17 protein-coding genes are annotated in these 19047 nt (G+C 66.0%); 3 read left to right on the plus strand and 14 right to left on the minus strand.

Translation table 11 applies throughout. The features are described 5' to 3' along the window. Positions 1-10 precede the first annotated feature (10 nt). A complete protein-coding gene (aspS, locus tag CSW57_RS08855) occupies positions 11-1819 on the minus strand; it encodes an aspartate--tRNA ligase (RefSeq protein ID WP_099382410.1) in 1809 nt (602 codons plus the stop codon). A gap of 116 nt (positions 1820-1935) precedes the next feature. On the opposite strand from aspS, the gene ypfJ reads away from it, so the two are divergent. Beyond that, complete coding sequence (gene ypfJ / locus CSW57_RS08860) at positions 1936-2796, plus strand: KPN_02809 family neutral zinc metallopeptidase (RefSeq protein WP_099382411.1); 861 nt, start codon at positions 1936-1938, stop codon at positions 2794-2796. Continuing rightward, the gene (locus CSW57_RS08865; protein WP_099382412.1) at positions 2766-4427 is read left to right on the plus strand and encodes a DUF885 domain-containing protein; all 1662 of its coding nucleotides are present in this window, start codon (positions 2766-2768) and stop codon (positions 4425-4427) included. The genes ypfJ and CSW57_RS08865 overlap by 31 nt, the downstream gene beginning before the upstream one ends. Before the next feature lie 66 nt (positions 4428-4493). Here CSW57_RS08865 and CSW57_RS08870 read toward each other — a convergent pair whose 3' ends face one another. Genes CSW57_RS08870 through CSW57_RS08880 form a run of 3 tightly spaced genes read right to left on the minus strand, consistent with a single transcriptional unit; the run spans position 4494 to position 6666 of the window. Further along, positions 4494-4673 (minus strand): hypothetical protein, encoded by a 180-nt coding sequence (locus tag CSW57_RS08870; protein WP_099382413.1) that lies wholly within the window; start codon positions 4671-4673, stop codon positions 4494-4496. Further along, entirely contained in the window at positions 4670-5944 is a 1275-nt protein-coding gene (gene hisS / locus CSW57_RS08875) for a histidine--tRNA ligase (RefSeq protein WP_099382414.1), read from the minus strand. Before hisS ends, CSW57_RS08870 begins: the two co-directional genes overlap by 4 nt. Next, the gene (locus CSW57_RS08880; protein ID WP_099382494.1) at positions 5941-6666 is read right to left on the minus strand and encodes an MBL fold metallo-hydrolase; all 726 of its coding nucleotides are present in this window, start codon (positions 6664-6666) and stop codon (positions 5941-5943) included. Before CSW57_RS08880 ends, hisS begins: the two co-directional genes overlap by 4 nt. A 200-nt stretch (positions 6667-6866) precedes the next feature. Here CSW57_RS08880 and CSW57_RS08885 point away from each other — a divergent pair, with 200 nt between their 5' ends. After that, entirely contained in the window at positions 6867-7817 is a 951-nt protein-coding gene (locus tag CSW57_RS08885; protein WP_030163213.1) for a peptidylprolyl isomerase, read from the plus strand. A gap of 44 nt (positions 7818-7861) precedes the next feature. Here CSW57_RS08885 and CSW57_RS08890 read toward each other — a convergent pair whose 3' ends face one another. From CSW57_RS08890 to CSW57_RS08935, 10 genes are all read right to left on the minus strand, one after another. Beyond that, positions 7862-10225, minus strand: coding sequence for a RelA/SpoT family protein (locus CSW57_RS08890; protein ID WP_099382415.1), 2364 nt, complete (start codon positions 10223-10225; stop codon positions 7862-7864). A gap of 65 nt (positions 10226-10290) precedes the next feature. Next, positions 10291-10869 carry an adenine phosphoribosyltransferase gene (locus tag CSW57_RS08895; RefSeq protein WP_099382416.1) on the minus strand — a complete coding sequence of 193 codons (579 nt, stop codon included), beginning with the start codon at positions 10867-10869 and terminating at the stop codon, positions 10291-10293. Between the two features lie 80 nt (positions 10870-10949). Continuing rightward, entirely contained in the window at positions 10950-12656 is a 1707-nt protein-coding gene (locus tag CSW57_RS08900) for an ABC transporter substrate-binding protein (RefSeq protein WP_223249132.1), read from the minus strand. A gap of 11 nt (positions 12657-12667) precedes the next feature. Then, positions 12668-13855, minus strand: a complete 1188-nt coding sequence (secF, locus tag CSW57_RS08905; RefSeq protein WP_099382418.1) for a protein translocase subunit SecF — start codon at positions 13853-13855, stop codon at positions 12668-12670. Beyond that, positions 13848-15389: a protein translocase subunit SecD gene (gene secD, locus CSW57_RS08910; protein WP_189339191.1), complete on the minus strand. Its 1542-nt coding sequence runs from the start codon at positions 15387-15389 to the stop codon at positions 13848-13850. Before secD ends, secF begins: the two co-directional genes overlap by 8 nt. Positions 15390-15554: 165 nt before the next feature. Continuing rightward, positions 15555-15968 carry a preprotein translocase subunit YajC gene (yajC, locus tag CSW57_RS08915; protein ID WP_023959525.1) on the minus strand — a complete coding sequence of 138 codons (414 nt, stop codon included), beginning with the start codon at positions 15966-15968 and terminating at the stop codon, positions 15555-15557. A 121-nt stretch (positions 15969-16089) separates the two neighbouring features. After that, positions 16090-17247 (minus strand): Holliday junction branch migration DNA helicase RuvB, encoded by a 1158-nt coding sequence (ruvB, locus tag CSW57_RS08920; RefSeq protein WP_223249133.1) that lies wholly within the window; start codon positions 17245-17247, stop codon positions 16090-16092. Continuing rightward, entirely contained in the window at positions 17244-17840 is a 597-nt protein-coding gene (gene ruvA, locus CSW57_RS08925) for a Holliday junction branch migration protein RuvA (protein WP_099382420.1), read from the minus strand. Before ruvA ends, ruvB begins: the two co-directional genes overlap by 4 nt. After that, a complete protein-coding gene (gene ruvC, locus CSW57_RS08930; protein WP_099382421.1) occupies positions 17837-18406 on the minus strand; it encodes a crossover junction endodeoxyribonuclease RuvC in 570 nt (189 codons plus the stop codon). The genes ruvA and ruvC overlap by 4 nt, the downstream gene beginning before the upstream one ends. A 109-nt stretch (positions 18407-18515) precedes the next feature. Then, positions 18516-19047 (minus strand): YebC/PmpR family DNA-binding transcriptional regulator (locus tag CSW57_RS08935; protein ID WP_189339183.1); only part of this gene is annotated, 532 nt, incomplete at its 5' end.

Here is a 19047-nt window from a genome sequence, read left to right on the forward strand (position 1 = left end):
TCGGCAGCGTTCAGGACTCGGCGGGTGTCGGTGACTTCACGGCCTGTTTGTCCTTGGGCGCCGGAGGTTTCGCGTCGATTCCCGACTCCTTGCGTTGGGCCGGCGTGATCGCAGCGGGCGCGTCGGTGAGCGGATCGATCCCACCCCCGGACTTCGGGAACGCGATGACGTCGCGGATCGACGGTTGCCCGGCGAGCAGTGCCGTGATCCGGTCCCATCCGAAAGCGATGCCGCCATGGGGCGGGGCTCCGTACGCGAAGGCGTCCAGCAGGAATCCGAACTTCTCCTGCGCTTCCTCGGCACCGATGCCCATGATCTTGAAGACGAGTTCCTGGACCTCGCGCCGGTGGATACGTATCGATCCGCCGCCGATCTCGTTGCCGTTGCAGACGATGTCGTAGGCGTACGCCAACGCGGACCCGGGATCGGATTCGAGTACCCCGAGCGATTCGGGCTTCGGAGAGGTGAAGGCGTGGTGCACAGCGGTCCATGCGCCCGAACCGACCGCCACGTCACCGCTGGCGGTGGCATCGTCGGCCGGCTCGAACAGCGGCGCGTCCACCACCCACGTGAACGCCCAGTCGCCGTCCTTGATCAGGCCGAGACGTTGAGCGATCTCGCCGCGCGCTGCACCGAGCAGTGCGCGCTGTGCCTTGGCGGGCCCGGCGGCGAAGAACACACAGTCGCCCGGGGTCGCGCCGACGTGGGCGACCAGACCGGCCCGCTCGTCCTCGGACAAGTTCTTGGCCACCGGCCCACCGAGCGAACCGTCTTCTTGCACAAGCACATACGCCAACCCTTTGGCGCCACGCTGCTTCGCCCACTCCTGCCAGGCATCGAGCTGTCGTCGTGGCTGGCTTGCGCCGCCGGGCATGACAACGGCACCCACGTAGGGAGCCTGGAACACCCGGAACGGAGTGTCCCTGAAGTAGTCGGTGCACTCCACCAGCTCGAGTCCGAATCGCAGGTCCGGTTTGTCGCTGCCGAACCGGCGCATCGCCTCGGCATAGGTGATCCGCGGGATCGGCGTCGGGAGGTCGTAGCCGATCAGCTTCCAGAGCGCGACGAGGATCTGTTCTGCGACGGCGATCACGTCGTCCTGCTCGACGAAGCTCATCTCGACGTCGAGCTGGGTGAACTCGGGCTGTCGGTCGGCGCGGAAATCCTCGTCGCGGTAGCAGCGGGCGATCTGGAAGTACCGCTCCATCCCGGCGACCATCAGCAGCTGCTTGAAGAGCTGAGGACTCTGCGGCAGCGCATAGAAGGTGCCGGGCTGCAACCGTGCCGGCACCAGGAAGTCGCGGGCGCCTTCGGGAGTGGATCGGGTCAGCGTCGGGGTCTCGATCTCCACGAAGTCCTGATCGAGCAGGACAGTACGCGCGGCGTTGTTCACCTTCGAACGGAGCCGCAGGGCCGCGCCCGGGCCTTCGCGGCGGAGGTCGAGATACCGGTACTTCAGACGCGCTTCCTCGCCGGGGCTCTCGTCGAGTTGGAACGGCAGTGGCGCGGATTCGTTGAGCACGACGAGTTCGGTGGCATTGATCTCAATCGAGCCCGACTCCAGGTTCGGGTTCTCACTGCCCTCCGGTCGGTGCTCGACGAGCCCGGTGACCTGCACGCAATACTCTGCGCGGAGCCGGTGCGCAGGCGTGGCCACCGCCTCGTCCCGGAAGACCACCTGAGCGAGCCCGGAGCTGTCGCGCAGATCGATGAATATGACCCCGCCATGGTCGCGGCGTCGCGCCACCCAGCCGGTCAACGTCACGGTCTGTCCGGCATTCTCGGCCCGTAACGATCCGGCGAAATGGGTGCGCAGCACAGTGTTCCTCTCGATTGCGGTCAAACACTTCGGTGGCTGAAGGGTTTTGTATCGTGCAACATCCTACGGCCGCCGCATTCGAGAGAGAACGCACCTGCTCGTGCCATGCTTGGCGAATGACTTTCCAAGGTGGCGGTCCACTCGACACAGGCAACGTTTCCAGCGGCGGCGGAGGTCGTGGCCGACTGGCCCTCGGTGGCGGGGCGGGACTGATCGTCATCGTCGTGGCCGCTCTGCTCGGGATCGATCCGAACGCGATCGGCCTCGGTGGTGACGACACCGGTTCGAGCACGTCGTCGCAGCAGTCGGCGATCGACGAGCACATCCAGAGCTGCACCATCGAGAAGGCCAACGTCGACACCGTGTGCCGAATCGTTGCGACCACCAACAGTCTGGACCGCGTGTGGAGCGACATCATGCCGGGATACGAACCGCCGCAGACAAAGATCTTCTCCGGCAGCGTCGACACCGCTTGCGGGCCGGCCACCTCCGACGTCGGACCGTTCTACTGCCCGGGTGATCAGACCGCCTATTTCGACCCGACCTTCTTTGACGTGCTGAGTGATCAGCTCGGTGGTAGCGACGGCCCGCTGGCACAGGAATACGTGGTCGCCCATGAGTACGGCCACCACATCGAGTACCTCACCGGCGCTCTGGAGAAGGGTCAGCGCATGGGGGCCGCCGGCCCGACGTCGGGATCGGTGCGAATCGAGCTGCAGGCCGATTGTCTGGCCGGCGTGTGGGCGTTCAACGCGGACAAGGGTCCGGACGCGATGCTCGCGCCGCTCACCCAGCAGCAGATCTCCGACGTGATCCAGACGGCAAAGGCCATCGGAGACGACGCCATCTCGGGCGACAGTTCCAATCCGGAGGGATGGACACACGGTTCATCGGACCAGCGAGTGCGATGGTTCAACGTGGGATACAACCGCGGCGATGCAGCGGCATGCGACACCTTCGCGGCGGGCAGCCTGTGACCCGGGAGGCCACGGGGATAGACCGGATCGCGGAGGGATTTCTGGAACGGTCGTGCGCACTCAATCCCATCGAGGCCACGCATCTCGGTGTGGTCGGCCACGATCACCGGCTCACCGACCTCTCGCCTGCCGGTGAGGAAGAGCGGGCCATCGCCAGGCGGGACACGATCGCGGCACTCGCGGCCGAGTCGCCCGCTGACGATGTCGACCGGGTGACCGTGGCGACCATGACCGACCAGTTGAGCCGGTCGCTGGCCGTCGACGATGCCGGATTGCGGACGGGTGAGGTGAACGTCATCGAATCGCCGTTGCAGGCGGTCCGCGACGTCTTCGACCTGATGGGCACCGAGTCGCCCGCCGACCAGGACGTGTTCTTGGCCCGGCTGGATCAGGTCCCGAGCTGCGTGGAGACCATCATCGAAGGCATCCGGGCCCGCCTGTCGTCCGGACCCGCCCTGACCAGACGTCAGGTCGAATTGGTTGCGGCTCAAGCCGATACCGCCACCTCGTCGATCTTCAGCAACGCGACGGCAATCGAGTCCACCGACCGTGTCGATCTGCTCGACGACCTGCGCGGACGAGTGGGTGCAGCGATGACGCAGCTGGCGGCCGTCCTACGCGACGACGTGCTGCCCCGCACGACCGACGCCGACGGCGTGGGTCGCGACCGCTACCGCCTGCACTCAGCGGAGTTCGTCGGTGCCGACATCGATGTCGACGACGCGTACGCGTGGGGCGTGGACCTGCTCGATTCCATTGTTGCCGAACAACAGACGTTGGCCGAGGTGATCGCGCCGGGAGCTGGTGTGAACGGTGCGCTCGAGGCCCTCAACGCCGATCCGCGGTACCAGATGACCGATCGGGATGCGTTCGTCGCCTGGATGCAGGAGTTGTCGGACCGGGCCACCGCCGAGGTGGGCCGCGAGCACTTCGACATCCCTGCCGATCTCACCGCACTGGAATGTCGCCTGGCACCGGCGGCCACCGGGATCATCTACTACACGACGCCGAGCGAAGACCTCAGCAGGCCGGGGCGGATGTGGTGGTCGGTTCCGCCGCAGCAGAAGGTCTTTCACACCTGGCAGGAGACCACCACCGTCTTCCACGAGGGCGTCCCAGGACATCACCTGCAGCTCGGTTCGGCGATGGTCAGTCCCGACCTGAACCGGTGGCGCAAACTGGCGTCGTTCACCTCCGGTCATGGTGAGGGCTGGGCCCTTTACGCAGAACGACTGATGGGGGAACTCGGCTGGCTCGAGGATCCGGGTGACCGGATGGGAATGCTCGACTCGCAGCGACTTCGTGCCGCCCGGGTTGTCGTGGACATCGGGGTGCACTGCGGTCTCACCGCACCGGAGTCGGTGGGTGGAGGGACATGGGATGCCGACAAGGCGTGGACGTTCCTCACCTCGGCCGTCGCGATGGACCGCACGGTCCTCCGGTTCGAATTGGACCGTTACCTCGGCTGGCCCGGCCAGGCGCCGTCGTACGCGCTCGGGCAACGGGTGTGGCAGCAGGCCCGCGACAACTACTTGCACCTCAACCCCGGCGGCTCGCTCAAGGACTTCCACCGCAAAGCACTGGCGCTCGGCGGGGTCAGTCTGGATGTCCTGCGGTCCGAACTGACCTGACCACCGATCGGGCGCCGACCGCCACCGGCGGTGCTCTTCCGCCGCTCGGATTGCCCGCTGGAGGGGTTACTCGGGCGGGTTCTCGGCGACCGGCAGACTCGGGGTGTGGGCCTGACTCCCCCATGTGCGTCCGGTGAACGGCGCCGGTTCAGGGTCTCCGCTCACCGTGAAGGTGCAGGCGACCGAGCCGGTCATGACCAGTGCGGTCAGCCCGGCCGCGCACCAGAGCCGGACCCGGCGTCTCATCGGCCTGCGGCGAGCTGCGAAGTCAGTTGCTGCACAACATCATCGAGCGCCAGACGCTCCTGGTTCCCATTGCTCAGGTCCTTGAGCTCGACCTCACCGGAAGCCAGTTCGTTCTCGCCGAGAACCAGTGCGAACCGCGCGCCCGATCGGTCCGCCGCCTTCATCGCTCCTTTGAGTCCGCGACCGCCGTAGGCGATGTCGACCCTGACCCCGGCCGCCCGGAGCCGACCGGCAACCTCGACGAGGGCATCTTTGGCGGCGTCACCGAGTGGCACCCCGAACACCTCGCACCGTGCGTCCGTTGCCGCAGCGATCCCTTCGGCCTCCAACGCCAGAACGGTGCGGTCCACGCCGAGCCCGTAACCGATACCGGACAGCTCCTGCTTGCCGCCCAACTGCTTCATCAAGCCGTCGTAGCGACCGCCGCCACCGATGCCCGACTGCGCACCGAGCCCGTCGTGAACGAACTCGAAGGTGGTCTTCGTGTAGTAGTCCAGGCCGCGGACCAGCCTCGGGTTCTTCTCATACGCCACGCCGAGCCGGTCCAGGTGCCCGATCACTGCATCGAAGTGTTCCCGAGCCGAGTCCGACAGGTAGTCGATCATCAAAGGGGCCCCGGCCGTCGCCTCACGGATGTGCGGCCTCTTGTCGTCGAGCACCCGCAACGGGTTGATCTCCGCGCGGCGCCGCGTCTCTTCGTCCAGATCGAGTCCGAAGAGGAACTGCTGCAAGGCTTCCCGATACTGAGGTCGGCAGGTGTCATCTCCGAGCGAGGTGATCTCGAGGCGAAAGCCGTTCAGTCCCAGGGCGCGGAAGCCCTCGTCTGCGATTGCGATGACCTCCGCGTCGAGTGCCGGATCGTCGATCCCGATCGCCTCGACACCCACCTGCTGCAACTGGCGGTACCGGCCCGTCTGAGGCTTCTCGTAACGGAAGAACGGCCCTGCGTAGGACAGCTTCACCGGGAGCTGACCCCGGTCGAGACCGTGCTGGATCACCGCCCGCATCACGCCCGCGGTTCCTTCCGGCCGCAACGTCACCGACCGGTCACCACGATCGGCGAACGTGTACATCTCTTTCGAGACGACGTCGGTCGATTCTCCGACGCCTCGGGCGAACAACGCGGTGTCCTCGAAAATCGGCAGCTCGATGTGTGAGTATCCGGCCAAACGCGCCGCCCTGGTCAATGCGTCGCGGACGGCGACGAACTGGGCCGATGACGGCGGAACGTAGTCTGGTACGCCCCGCGGCGCCTGGAATCCGGCATTCACAGTCCGTGACGTCCCTTCGATCGGTTGGTGGCCGGTCCATCCTGCCCGGGGTGGGACAGATCGGCCAAAAATGGATTGCCGGCACGTTCGCGACCGATGGTCGTCTGCTCGCCGTGCCCTGGTAGCACCAACGTCTCGTCCGGCAACCCCAGCATCCGGTCGGCGATGGAATCGAGCAGTTGTTGATGGTCGCCGCCCGGCAGGTCCGTGCGGCCGATGGAACCGGCAAACAGCACATCGCCGGCAAAACAGACCGGGACAGTCCCCTCCGGGGTGTCCACATCGATGCCGAACAGCACCGAACCCTGCGTGTGACCCGGCGCGAGGTCCACCGAGAAGGACAGCCCCGCGACGTCCAGATCTTCGCGATCGGCGAGATCGATCACCTTCTCAGGCTCCTGAAAGACGGTGTCGCCGATCATCGCTCCGAGTGCCCGGCCGATTCCGGCCGCCGGGTCGGCGAGCATGTGCCTGTCAGCCGGATGGATGAATGCCGGAATGGCGTATTCGTCGCACAACTCGGTGGCGTTCCAGGTGTGATCGAGGTGTCCATGGGTCAGCAGCACTGCCACCGGGGTCAGTGAATGCTCGGCCAGTAGTTTGCGCACTCCTGGAGCGGAGTCCTGACCTGGGTCGATGATGATCGCCTCGCTGCCGGGGGCGGGCGCCACCACATAGCAGTTGGTGGCGAACATGCCCGCGGGGAAGCCCGTGATCAGCATGGTCTGCACTCCTGGGTCGGGGACGGTGTTCCTTCATCATCCCAGCACGGCAAAACGTGATCGCCCCGGCCACGTGCCCAACTCGGCGCGCCAACGCCGCACCCATATAACGCGTTCTCAGCATTTGCTGGCAGACTCGCACCGGATACCCCACGCCCGGGGTGCGGCGAGACGGACGATGTATACGGAGGATCTCTGCAGTGTCGAGCAACGAGCAACGACGGCAGGCGGCGAAACGCAAGCTGGAGCGGCGGTTGGAGCGGCAGCAGCAGGCCGCGCGCAAGCGCAAGATCATCATTGTCTCGACGTCCGTGGTGCTGGTCGTCGCGGTCGCCGCGGTCGCGACCACGCTCATCGTGAAAAAGGTCGCCGACGACAACGAGAAGGCCCGCTGGACCGCGTGCAGCTACGTCGAGGACACCGCCGACCCGTTCGAAGGCCTGCCCGACACCGTGCCGGCAGAGGTCCCGGCTGACCAGCAGCCGAAGTTCCAGCAGTTCCTCGGTGAGCTCAAAGCCGGTGCCGCCAAACAGCGTAAAGCGCCCATGCCCGGCGACAAGCAACTCAAAGAAGGCACGGTCGACGTCGTATTCGACACCAGTCAGGGCGCAATCCCGGTTCAGCTGAACCGGAAGGACGCCCCGTGCAACGTCGGCGCGTTCGAGAGCCTCATCAAAGAGAACTACTTCAACGACACCTCCTGCCACCGGTTGACCAGCGATCAACTCAAGGTGCTCCAATGCGGAGACCCCACCGCCACCGGTCGCGGTGGGCCCGGCTGGCAGAGTCCGGACGAATTGCCGACGGGCTTCGCGCCGGCCGGCGAAGCCGACCCGACCACCGGAGCGCAACCGGTGACGTATCCCCGCGGCACCATCGCGGTGGCCAACAGCGGCACCAACCAGGAAACCGGCGCGGGAACCGGCGGAAGTCAGTTCTTCATGGTGATCCAGGACGGCGTACTGCCTGCCGATTACACGGTGATCGGCAAGGTCGAAGAGCCCGGCCTGCAGGTGCTGGACAAAGTGCTCGCCGGCGGCATCGTGCCCGGCTTGCGTCCGAACCAGTCCACCGGGTCGCTCGACGAGAACCCGTCAGACGGCAAACCCGTTCTCCCGGTGGATATCACCACCGCCACGATCGGAAGCTGAGAGCCACCTCGGCCGTCTCGACCCGGAGAGCGACCAGGGTTCGACTACGCGGCCGAGGTGACCCGGTAGACGTCGTAGACACCTTCGACATTGCGGACCACGTTGAGGACGTGGCCGAGATGCTTCGGGTCACCCATCTCGAAGGTGAACTTGCTGATGGCCACGCGATCACGTGATGTGGTCACCGACGCCGACAGAATGTTCACCCGCTCGTCTGCGAGGACTCGGGTGACGTCCGACAGCAGACGCGACCGGTCGAGGGCCTCGACCTGGATGGCGACCAGGAACACCGACGACGGTGACGGCGCCCATTTGACCTCGATGATCCGTTCGGACTGCTCGCGCAGTGCTCCGGCGTTGGTGCAATCGGTGCGATGCACGCTCACTCCCCCACCGCGGGTCACGAATCCCATGATCTCGTCGCCCGGAACGGGAGTGCAGCACTTCGCCAGCTTGGCCAGGACGCCGTCCGCGCCGGGGACCACCACACCGGCATCACCCGTCTGACGGGCCGGAGATGGCATCGTCGACGGGGTGGACCGCTCGGCCAATTCTTCTTCGGCGTCTTCGAGTCCACCGAGCTGGGCCACGAGACGACTGACCACGTGGCGTGCGGAGACATGCCCCTCACCGACAGCGGCGTAGAGCGCCGAGACATCCGTGAAACGCAGCTCATGGGCTATCGCACCCATGGAGTCGCTGTTCAGCAGCCTCTGAATCGGAAGTCCGCCCCGCCGAACCTCTTTGGCGATGGCATCCTTGCCGGATTCGAGAGCTTCCTCTCGGCGTTCCTTGGCGAACCACTGCCGGATCTTCGCCTTCGCGCGCGGACTGACCACAAACGACTGCCAGTCCCGCGATGGCCCCGCGGTGGCAGCTTTCGAGGTGAAGACCTCTACGACTTCCCCGTTCTCGAGTGTGCGTTCGAGGGCGACAAGACGGCCGTTGACCCGCGCCCCGATACAGCGGTGGCCGACCTCGGTGTGGACCGCGTAGGCGAAGTCCACCGGCGTCGATCCGGTGGGCAGTGTGATCACGTCGCCCTTGGGCGTGAAGACGAAGATCTCCTTGACTGCGAGGTCATACCGCAGCGACTCGAGGAACTCGCCGGGATCGGCGGCCTCTCTCTGCCAATCGAGCAACTGCCGCATCCACGCCATGTCGTCGATCTCGGCGGAGTCGGAGCTGTGCTTGCCTTTCGTCTCCTTGTATCGCCAGTGGGCCGCGATCCCGAACTCCGCCGTGCGGTGCATGTCGCGGGTGCGGATCTGGACCTCGAGGGGCTTGCCCTCGGGACCGATCACGGTGGTGTGCAGCGACTGGTAAACCCCGAAACGGGGCTGGGCGATGTAGTCCTTGAAGCGGCCGGCCATCGGTTGCCAGAGTGAATGCACCACGCCCACAGCGGCATAGCAGTCCCGCAGGTCGTCGCACAGGATGCGCATACCCACGAGGTCGTGGATGTCGTCGAACTCGCGCCCCTTGACGATCATCTTCTGATAGATCGACCAATAGTGCTTGGGGCGACCTTCGACGGTCGCCGTGATGCGAGATCCGGTGAGCGCGTTGATGATGTCGGCACGAACCCTGGCCAGGTAGGTGTCTCTGGAGGGGGCCCGGTCGGCGACGAGACGGACGATCTCCTCGTAACGCTTGGGATGCAGGATGGCGAAGGCGAGATCTTCGAGTTCCCACTTGACGGTCGCCATGCCCAGTCGATGAGCAAGTGGGGCAATGACTTCCAGGGTCTCGCGGGCTTTGCGCGCCTGCTTCTCCGGCGGCAGGAACCGCATGGTGCGCATGTTGTGCAGGCGGTCGGCGACCTTGATCACCAGGACCCGCGGATCACGGGCCATCGCGATGATCATCTTGCGGATGGTCTCGGCCTCGGCGGCGTTGCCCAGAGCGACCTTGTCGAGTTTGGTCACACCGTCGACGAGGTGGGCGACCTCTTGCCCGAAGTCCTCGGACAGCTGTTCCAGGGAGTACCCCGTGTCCTCGACGGTGTCGTGCAGCAGCGCCGCCACCAGCGTGGTGGTGTCCATTCCGAGGTCGGCGAGGATCGTGGCAACCGCGAGCGGGTGCGTGATGTACGGGTCGCCGGACTTGCGGAACTGCCCGCTGTGTTTGGCCTCCGCGGTGTCATAGGCGCGTTGGAGAACGGTGACGTCTGCTTTGGGGTAGCCGTCGCGGTGAAGAGCGACGAGGGGCTCGAGCACCGGCCGGATCGAACTCTTGGTCGCGGTCATCCGCCGGGCCAGGCGAGCCCTGACACGGCGGGAGGCCGACGTCGAGACAGCACCGTTCGACCCTTTGACCGGGGCGACGTCCGCAGCCGGGGGTGCCACGGGGGCGACGCTGTCGCCGGTCGGGGCCTGCGTCAGAGAACCAGGCGTCTCTTCGGCCATCGGTCACCTCCTGTCATGTGAAGGATCGAAAACTCCAGTCAGATCATGTCCATCAACCCTAGACCTCAGCCCGGAGCCAGGGCAGACAGCCCGATGTCACCGACCGCCTCGCTGATCGCCGCCCGGCCACCGAGTGCGCCGAGTTCCATCACCACGGCCACCGCGACAGGTATCGCCCCGGCCTGGCGCAGCAGCTTGATCGCGGCGATGACCGTTCCTCCGGTCGCGAGCACGTCGTCGACGATCAGTACCCGCATCCCCGTGAGGTCGAGGCCGTCGGCCGGGATCTCCAGGCAGGCGGATCCGTACTCGAGGGTGTACTCCTGCATCAGCACCGGCGGGGGCAGCTTTCCGGCCTTGCGAACCGCCAGCACTCCGGTGCCGAGCTCGAGCGCCACACCCGAACCCAACAGAAATCCCCGCGCGTCGATTCCCGCCACCAGGTCGATCTGACCGGCGTCGCAGTCGGCGAGTCCGGAGATCACCGCACGAAGCCCGGCCGGATCGGCCAGCACGGGTGACAGATCTTTGAACTGGATTCCCGGCGACGGAAAATCGGCCACCATGCGAGTGAGCCGCTCGATTGCCGACGAGGCCTCGCGCGCGGTGTCTGCCTCGCGGCCGGTCTGGGTGGGGCTGTCCATCTTCTCAGGTCCTCATCTGTTCGATTGCCACCGTTCGACGTCGTGCGCCTCGGTGGGCCTGCATGGTCGTAGAACGCGGGTCAGGTGTCCGACAGCATCCAGCGATCAATGTTCCATCCCGTACCGACGCGAGCGTTCCCGGGCATCACGTTGTCCACATTGTCTCCCGAAAGCCGCGTCCGCGGCTCGACGAACAACGGGAGAGCCGGCATGTCCTGCCACAGCAACAACTCGATCTCGCGTAGGAGCGGGAGCTGACCCGCGGGCCGAACCGTCACCGCGAGCTGGTCGATCAGGGCCGAGACCCTCGCGTTCGAGTACCTGCCGATGTTGCTCGGATCGCTTCGATGGAAGGCGTAGGAATCCCGGATGGGATCGGCGGCGCCCGTGGCGGCGAATCCGTTGCCGGAAGCGGTGATCAGGGCATCCACTTCGGCGCCGAGACTCGCCGGACCGATGGTGTCGGAGGCGGCGTCGACCACGGTGATGCCGGCACGCTGGCAGCTGGCCGTGATGGCGGCCACCATCTGCCCTCTGCGCATGTCCGGTCCGAGATAACCGATGCGGACGGTCATGGCAGCGCCTGCCCCTGACTCGCGCGCTTCCCGTGCGGCACGCTCGGGGTCGGCCCGCAGGTAGTCGCGACCGAACTCGGCATCGAGCGCACCCGTGAGGAGATCACCGGGCCCGAGCAGATGGTTGTTGGCGATGGGGGCCCCGCGGCCGAACTCACGGGCGAGACCGTCACGGGGTACGCACGCGGCGAACGCGCGACGCGCGGCCGAGGTGGCGAACACACCGCGACCGGCCATGACAATCCGCTCGACCCCCAGCGAGGCCGGTGGCATCGGCCCCGGAGGTGGCGCCGCGGTGGTGCTGGACTGTCGGCGCGGCACCGGATCGACGGCACCGTAGGTTCCGGCCCCGATGTCGAGCACGTCGACCTTCGAGTCACCTTTGCCGTCTGCGAAATCGTCGCTCATCGCAGTGGACCGCGGCCACAGCGTCAGCTGTTGTTCACCGGCGGGTTGGCCCCACCATCGGTCGTTGGCGGACAGCACCAGTCCGCCGTCTCGGGTGTAGTCCTGCACCCGGTAAGGGCCCAGCGCAGGGAAGTCTGCGGATTCGAAGTCGCCGGGTGTCATCGACAGACCCGTGTTCCAGATCCGGGCCATCTGTCCCAGGACACGGCGGTCGCCTCGGCTGATGGGTCCGACGACGTCCGGCACGCCCGACGCCCGGGCAACCACCTGAGGAGGGATCAGGGTTCCCGCCCCGAACAGGCCCTTCCAGTCGCGATAGGCGCGGCCCGGCCGGAAGGTGACGGTCGCCGTCTTGGCGCCGGGGGTGCACTCGACGCGTTCGATGTCGCGATAGCCCGCGGTGGTGACGGGTTCGAATCCGGAGAAACGCCCGCTGTGGGCAGCCCACGCCAACGTCATCGCATCGCAGGTCAGCGGTACCCCGTCGGAATACACGGCCCGGGGATTGATCTGATAAATCACCGTCAGACGGGAAGGGTCGACCGGCTGTGGCGTCGCGGTTCCGACGTCGGTGTCTGCAATCACGCGCCCGTCGGGCCCGAGGTAGCTGAATCCGGGCAGCACCCGCGCCAGAGCCATCTGCCCTCCGCCGATGCCACCGTTCAACGTCTCGGTGTTGTATGTGGTCACCGCACCGTCGATCAGGTAGTTCACCGAGAATTCGGCGTCTTCTGAGCAGCCCGCGACCACTGCCGTCCCACACACCATCGCCAGCGATGCGGCAAGCAGTGCGCGGGTTCTCATCACCGCACAGGTTAGCGTTTGCGGCGCCGCTTACCCGACGGACGCGCCCCTGCATGTGGGGCGCTTCCCGACCGCTGCGCTCGAACCGGCGCGGGAGCGGTTTTGGTCAACGTGGTGGTGCCACCGACTGCGGGTGCGACGTCATCGGTCGCCGGTACCGATCGACCCTCACGCTCGCTCCGACGGGCCAGCACCTTCCGGGTGTGCGAGCCGATGTCCTGACGCCGCTCCTTGAGGGTGGCAAGCAACGGGGTCGCCAAGAAGATCGACGAGAACGTGCCGGTGACGACACCGACCATCTGGACCAGTCCGAGGTCCTTGAGGGTGCCCACTCCCAGCACCCACACCGCTATGACCATCAGGGACAGCACCGGGAGTACCGAGATGACAGTGGTGTTGATCGATCGCATCAGGGTTTGGTTCACCGCAAGATTCGCCTGCTCGGCATAGGTGCGCCGGGTGGTGTGGAGCACCCCACGGACGTTCTCTTCCACCTTGTCGAAGACCACGACGGTGTCGTAGAGAGAGAAGCCCAGGATCGCCAGGAAACCGATCACCGTCGCCGGTGTCACCTCGAAGCCGACAAGGGAGTAGATGCCCGCCGTGGTGGCGATGTCGAAGAACAGCGCAGCGATCGCCGCCACCGCCATCTCCTTGTCGAAACGGATCGCGATGTAGATCGTCACCAGCACCAGGAACACCGCCAGCGCAATCAGCGCCTTCTCGGTGATCTCACCACCCCAGGTGGAGCTGACGTCGGACGAGCTCACGTCGTTGGGCGCGAGCCCGAACTCGTCCGACAACGCGTCGGTGACCTTGACCAGCTGCTGGGCGTCGAGGGTCTCGGTCCGGATCTGCACGGTCTGGCTTGCCCCCGACCCCGCAGTCTGGACCGACTGCGGATCATCGCCCATGGCATCGGCGTAGGTCGACTCGACCTCGCTGGTCGACACCTCACCGGTCTTGGGGAACGAGATCTGGGTTCCGCCCTCGAACTCGATCCCGAGGGTGAATCCGCGGATCCCGATACTCGCGAGCGAGATGAGCACAAGCGCGGTGGTGATCATGAACCACATGCGCCGACGGCCGACGATCTCGAAGGCGCCGGTACCCGTGTAGAGGCGGGACAGCAGCGACCGGTTGGTCGCGGCGGTGAAGTCGGCGTCGCTGGTGGGTGCCCGGCGGTCGGTGTCAGCCATTGCGCACTCCTCCCGAAGTCCTGCTCGTCGTCGTTGTCGTGGTGGGACGCTCGGCTGCCGCCTGGCGCCGCTCCTTCGCCACCTGGGTGACGCCGCCGAGACCGTTCACGCTCGGCTTGGACAGGAAGTTCGACCGGGATGCGTAGACCACCAAGGGATAGGTCACGAGGAAGACCACCGCGACGTCCAGAATGGTCGTCAGTCCCAAGGTGAACGCGAATCCCTTCACGTCACCGACGGCGAGGAAGTACAGCACACCGGCCGAGATCAGGCTGACCGCGTTGCCCGACCAAATGGTGCGCTTGGCTCGCGCCCAGCCGCGTGGAACAGCCGAGCGGAAGCTCCGGCCCTCACGCATCTCGTCCTTGATGCGCTCGAAGTAGACGACAAAGGAGTCCGCGGTCATGCCGATACCGATGATCAGACCGGCGATGCCGGCGAGATCAAGCGTGAAGTTGATGTACCTGCCGAGCAGGACCATGATCCCGTAGACCATGATCCCCGACAGGGTCAGCGACAGAACCGTCAGGATTCCGAGCATCCGGTAGTACGCCAAGGCGTAGATGAAGACCGCGATCAGACCGATCAGGCCTGCGATCAGACCGGCCTTGAGCGACGACCAGCCGAGGGTCGCGGACACCGTCTGGGCGTCAGATGCCTTGAACGACAAGGGCAACGACCCGTACTTGAGGACGTTGGCAAGATCCTTGGCCTCGGTCTGGGTGAAGTCGCCACTCACCTCGGTGGTGCCGTTGATGGCGCCGTTGATCTGCGGGGCGCTGACCACCTTGGAGTCCAGGGTGAAAGCTGTTGCCTTGCCGACGTTCTGAGCGGTGTAGCTCGACCAGAAGTCGCGGGCGCCACCCTTGTAGTCCAACCGCACGATCCATGCGCCTGCACCCTGGGTGGTCCCGGCCTCGGCCTTGTCGATGTCGCTGCCCTTGATGATCTGCGGTTCGAGCAGATACACCTGGGTGCCGTCCTCGGAGCAGGTCACCAGGAACTGCTCGGGATCGTCGTTGCCCTGCAATGGATCCGGAGCAGAGGGATCGCAGTTCATCTTTGCCATCTGCGCTCTGAGGGCATCGGTGTTCGCGTCCTTGGGCGCCTGCCGCAATGCCTTGGCCTCTGCGATCGCCTGTTCGGACGTCTGTCCCTCGGGAGCGGGCGGAGCGTTGGGCTGGGGGGTGGCCGCCTGTACATCGGCGACCGGGCGTACGTAGAGCAATGCAGTCTGTCCGAGGGTGCGGGCCTGTTTGCCGTCATCACCGGGAACTGTGATCACCAGGTTGTCACCGTCGATGATCACCTCGGACCCAGAGACGCCGAGGCCGTTGACCCGCTGCTCGATGATCTGTTTGGCCTTGTCGAGCTGGTCCCGGCTCGGTGCGCTGCCGTCAGGGGTACGTGCGGTGAGGGTGACCCGCGTCCCGCCCTGGAGGTCGATACCGAGTTTCGGGGTCGCTTCTCTGCTGCCGGTGAAGAACACCAGCCCGTACACCACGATCATCAACAGGAAAAAGACGATCAACATCCGTGACGGAGGTACCTCACGGTTCGACGACGATGCCACGCTGCCTACGTCTCCTCAGTTGTCCTACGAACCCCGTACAGACCGCAGGGGCGTCCGTCACGGTACGTGCTCCGACATCGACGATGTCGCGCACGCCCGTGTGACGCCCCCTCGGCCGGGAGTGTTCTATGACTTGTCTTGGTCTCCGCGAGACTTCTCGAGAGTGATCGAGTCGTCGTGATCGGCATAACTGTCCGCGTTGCCGTGGTCGGCGAAGCCGAAGTCGTCGTCGTCGGAATCGGTGTTGTCGATCAGCCCGACGCCGGGGTAGCTGTCCGCGAGATCGTCGGCATGGACGACCTCACGGATCGCCAACCGGTTCCAGCGGGTGACAACGCCATCGGCGATTTCGAGGTCAACGGTTCCGTCGGCCAGCCCGGCAACAGTGCCGTAGACGCCCGAGGTGGTCTGGATACGTGCGCCGATCTGGAGCGAGTCTTGCATCTCCTGAGCCGCGGACATCGCCTTCTTCTGGCGACGAACGGACAGGATCATGAAGCCGACCAAGAAGACCAGCAGGATAGGAAATATCAATTCCATGGTGGTGTGTTCAGTCCTTGATTTGTCATTCGTGCACACGAGCAGCGCTCGCCATCACACCCAGTGTGCCATCTCGGGCGTGCCCGACCCGAATTCGCCGCTGAGCTCCGGCTGAGAAATGTCAGATCGCGGCCGGGTCGTCGTCACCGAACAGCGACATCATGGTGGACCCGTCCTCGCGCACGCGCACCCCGAACGACCCGTTCAGCGCGCCGGCAGGCGGCGTGAGACCGAGGTGATGCCACGCAGCGGCGGTCGCGACCCTCCCCCGCGGGGTGCGGGCGATCATCCCGGCACGCACGAGGAACGGTTCGCACACCTCTTCCACCGTGGCCGGCTCCTCCCCGACCGCGACGGCCAGGGTGGACACGCCTACCGGTCCGCCGCCGAAGCCACGGACCAGTGCACCGAGAACAGCCCGGTCGAGCCGATCGAATCCGAGTTCGTCGACGTCGTACACGGTCAGGGCAGCGCGCGCCACCGCGAGGTCGACGACGCCATCTGCCCGCACCTCCGCATAGTCGCGCACCCGCCGCAGGAGACGGTTGGCGATCCGGGGGGTACCGCGGGAGCGGGACGCGATCTCGGCACCGGCGTCCGGCTCCATCGTTATCCCCAGGATGCCTGCCGACCGGCTCAGGACACGCTGGAGTTCACTTTCCTCGTAGAACTCCATGTGTGCGGTGAAACCGAATCTGTCCCGCAGAGGGCCCGTCAGAGCGCCCGAACGCGTGGTGGCGCCGACCAGGGTGAACGGTGCGACGTCCAGCGGGATGGAGGTGGCACCCGGCCCCTTTCCCACCACCACGTCGACACGGAAATCCTCCATCGCGAGGTACAGCATCTCCTCGGCGGGCCGGGCGATGCGGTGGATTTCGTCTATGAAGAGGACGTCCCCTTCGACCAGGTTCGACAGCATCGCGGCGAGGTCGCCGGCCCGCTCGAGCGCGGGCCCTGACGTCACCCTCAGCGCGGCACCCATCTCCCCCGCGATGATCATCGCCAACGAAGTCTTGCCCAGGCCCGGTGGACCCGACAGCAGAATGTGGTCGGGGGTGCCGCCACGGCCGCGCGCCGCCTGCAGCACCAGCTCCAGCTGTTCGCACACCCTCGGCTGACCGATGAAGTCGCCGAGCGACTTGGGGCGAAGGCTGTTGTCGAGGTCGCCGTCCGCCGTGATCCGGCCGGCGTTGACGGTTCGGTTGACCGGTTCGGAGTCGGTGATCGGGTAACCCGACTCGCCGAGGCCGTCGAAGTCGTCGATGTCGTCGGGGGTCATCGGGTCTTACCCAACGACGCAAGCGAGGCACGTAGGACTGTTGCGGAGTCGGCGTTCGGCTGATCCGCCAGCACCGCCATCACCGTCTTCTCGGCGACGGGAGCCGCAAAGCCAAGCCCCACAAGCGCTTCGGCGACCTGGTCGCGCACCGACGAACTCGGCAGGCTCGACGCGTCACCACCGGTTGTGTGCGGTCGGTCGACTTTGTCCCGCAGTTCGACCACCAGTCGCTCGGCGACACGCTTGCCGATGCCGGGGACAGTGATCAATGCCTTGGTGTCGCCGCCGGCGAGAGCCTCACGCAGGGCGTCGGGCTCGAGCACGGCCAGTGTGGCCATCGCCAGACGTGGTCCGACGCCGGTCACGGTCTGCAGAAGCGTGAACAGCGAACGGGCATCGGGCTCGGTGAACCCGTACAGGGTCATCGAGTCCTCGCGCACGATCATGGTGGTGAGCAGCGTCGCCTCCGACCCACGCCGGACCGAACCGGCTGTGCTGGGGGTGACGAGAACCTGATATCCGACGCCTGCGCAGTCGATGACGACATGATCGAGCGCCACGTCGACCACGGGTCCGCGTACCGACGCGATCACCGTCCCGCCGCCTTCTTGGCCAGGGCGACCCGATCGCGGTACGCCTTCTGCTGCGCCAGCGCGACCGCTTGGGCCTGCTCCATCCGTTCCTGGATCGGCCCACGCCAGCAATGGCAGATCGCAAGGGCAAGTGCGTCCGCGGCATCGGCGGGGCGGGGTGCCTGCTGCATGCCGAGGATGCGGGTGACCATCGCCGTCACCTGGGCCTTGTCTGCCCGTCCGCTCCCCGTCACCGCGGCCTTCACCTCGCTCGGTGTGTGAAATCGAACGGGTACCCCGCGCTGAGCCGCGGCCAGGGCGATCACGCCACCGGCCTGGGCGGTGCCCATCGCGGTGCTGACCTGGTGCTGGGCGAATACACGCTCGATCGCCACGACATCGGGCCGATGGGTGTCGAGCCAGTGCTCGGCAGCGGTGTGAATGGCGAGCAAGCGGTTCTCCAGTGCCATGTCGGGTGGGGTACGGACGACGTCGACATCGAGCGCGGTCACCGAGCGGCCCGCGCCCGACTGGATGAGCGCGATGCCGCACCTGGTCAGCCCGGGGTCCACACCCATCACCCGCATGCAAACCCGCCTTCGGCTACGACTCGAATCTGCTCGGCACGAACAGTTGTTCGATATCGTAACCGGCGGTCACGACGGCCTCAGGCATCAACACGCGCCACCAGTGATGTCACTCCGATTCGAGCTCGGCGAGCACCTCGTCGCTGATGTCGACGTTGGAGTAGACCTCTTGCACGTCGTCGGAATCCTCGAGTGCGTCGATCAGCTTGAACACCTTGCGCGCGCCGTCGGCGTCGACCGGCACCTCCACCGACGCACGGAAGCTGGCCTCGGCGGATTCGTAATCGATGCCCGCATCCTGCAGGGCCGTCCGGACTGCGACCAGATCTGTGGGTTCACTCACGATCTCGAAGGTGTCGCCCAGGTCGGTCACCTCTTCTGCGCCCGCTTCGAGGACCGCCATCAGGATGTCGTCCTCGCTCTGGCCGTTCTTCTCCAGGGTGACGACACCCTTGCGCGCGAACAGGTACGAAACCGAGCCGGGATCGGCCATGTTGCCGCCGTTGCGGGTCATGGCGGTGCGCACCTCGGTCGCGGCGCGGTTCCGGTTGTCGGTGAGGCACTCGATCAGGATCGCAACGCCGTTGGGGCCGTATCCCTCGTAGGTGATGTTCTGCCAATCGGCGCCGCCGGCTCGAGGT

The sequence above is a fragment of the Williamsia muralis genome, from assembly GCF_002735905.1.
GTDB lineage: Bacteria > Actinomycetota > Actinomycetes > Mycobacteriales > Mycobacteriaceae > Williamsia > Williamsia muralis_A.